This window comes from Moheibacter sp. (genome assembly GCF_049672845.1).
Taxonomy (GTDB): domain Bacteria; phylum Bacteroidota; class Bacteroidia; order Flavobacteriales; family Weeksellaceae; genus Moheibacter.
On sequence record NZ_JBATWT010000013.1, the window covers coordinates 1 to 1,698 of the forward strand.

The 1,698-nt window shown below is 56.4% G+C and carries 2 protein-coding genes; both read left to right on the forward strand.

Annotated elements, in window-relative coordinates; genetic code table 11:
* The coding region (locus tag WBF63_RS06600) for an L-lactate MFS transporter (RefSeq protein ID WP_424368922.1) at positions 1–1,424 on the forward strand (1,424 nt) is incomplete at its 5' end.
* 13 nt (positions 1,425–1,437) lie between these two features.
* On the forward strand, positions 1,438–1,560 hold the full coding sequence (locus WBF63_RS06605) for an MFS transporter small subunit (protein WP_274533329.1): 123 nt from the start codon (positions 1,438–1,440) through the stop codon (positions 1,558–1,560).
* Positions 1,561–1,698 lie beyond the last annotated feature (138 nt).

Consider the following 1,698-nt stretch of genomic DNA (forward strand, 5'->3'; position numbering starts at 1 on the left):
AGGTGGCAAGATTAGATTCTGCTGAGCAATTCTCGAAGTCTATCATACCCATTCTGGATAGATCCAGAACTGTGGCGAAGCCTGGATTCAATCGTTGGCTCGTTCCACCGGCAGCACTTTGCGTCCATCTATGCATCGGGCAAGCCTATGCATTCAGTGTTTTCAATCTCCCGATGACCAAGCTTCAGGGAATAACTGAATCAGCCGCCGGGGACTGGAAGCTGACGGAACTGGGATGGATATTTTCCATCGCGATGGTGTTCTTGGGATTGTCCGCCGCAATATTCGGCCGCTGGGTCGAAGAAGGCGGTCCGCGCAAGGCAAGGTTTACGGCAGTTGTCTTGTGGGCGAGCGGCTTCTTCGTGTCGGCTCTCGGCGTGAAATTTCACAACATCTGGCTGATATACTTCGGATACGGATTCCTTGGAGGATGCGCGCTCGGTATCGGCTACATCTCCCCAGTATCGACGCTGATCAAGTGGTTCCCCGATCGTCCAGGCATGGCGACCGGCATGGCCATCATGGGTTTCGGCGGTGGCGCCATGATCGCTTCTCCGCTTTCTGTTTGGCTGATGGCAAAGTTTGCAACGGCTACCGACGTAGGTGTCCTGAATACCTTCATCACCTTGGGCTGCGTATATTTCCTTTTCATGATGGTGGGCGCCACGCTGGTGCGGGTCCCTGCAAAGGACTGGAAGCCTGATGGCTACGTTGCTCCGGCACAGCCGAAGAAGTTGATCACGACCAACAGCGTCCACGTCTACGACGCCATCAAGACACCGCAGTTCTGGCTTGTCTGGATCGTGCTGTGCGCGAACACCACTGCTGGCATCGGTGTGCTTGGTCAAGCCTCGGCGATGAGCCAGGAAATGTTCCCCGGCGTCATCACGCCCGTCGCGGCAGCTGGCTTGGTCGGCCTCATGAGCATCTTCAACATGGGTGGACGGTTCTGCTGGGCGACGGTGTCCGATTTCATCGGCCGCAAGAACACCTACTTTACATTCTTCATTCTCGGCATCTGCCTGTACATCACCGTGCCGTTTGCCGCCGGCATCGGCAATGTGCCGCTGTTTGTATTCTGCTTCCTGATTATCGTCAGCATGTACGGTGGCGGATTCTCCACGGTGCCGGCCTACCTGAAGGACTTGTTCGGCGTCAGATATGTCGGCGCCATCCACGGCTTCGTCCTGACCGCATGGTCGGCCGCAGGTATCTTCGGACCGGTCCTGATCAACTACATCCGTGAATACAACATCAACCACGGTATTGCTCAGGCGCAGGCCTACAACGTGACCATGTACATCATGGCTGGATTGCTAGGACTTGGCTTCGCCTGCAACTTGCTGATCAAGGCCGTCGACAAACGCCACCATCTCAAAGCTGAAGCAACCGGCGGCGCCGCGTTGGCTGCCGCGGCAGAATGAAGGAGAACATGCAATGACAGACACGATCGTACGCACGCCGGCCTGGAAAGTGGCGGCAGCCTGGATCTTCGTAGGCATACCATTGCTGATGGGCGTCTTCCAAACGCTCCTGAACGCCATGAAGCTCTTTCAGTAGCTGATGAAATCCAACCGAACGGCCCGCTTTCACGCGGGCCGTCTGGCAATCGGCCGGCGGGAAAGTCCTGCCGGCTCCGGGCTACAACCTTAGCCTAAATGCGAACTGGATTTCCCGTTTGATATCGCGTTCTATTGC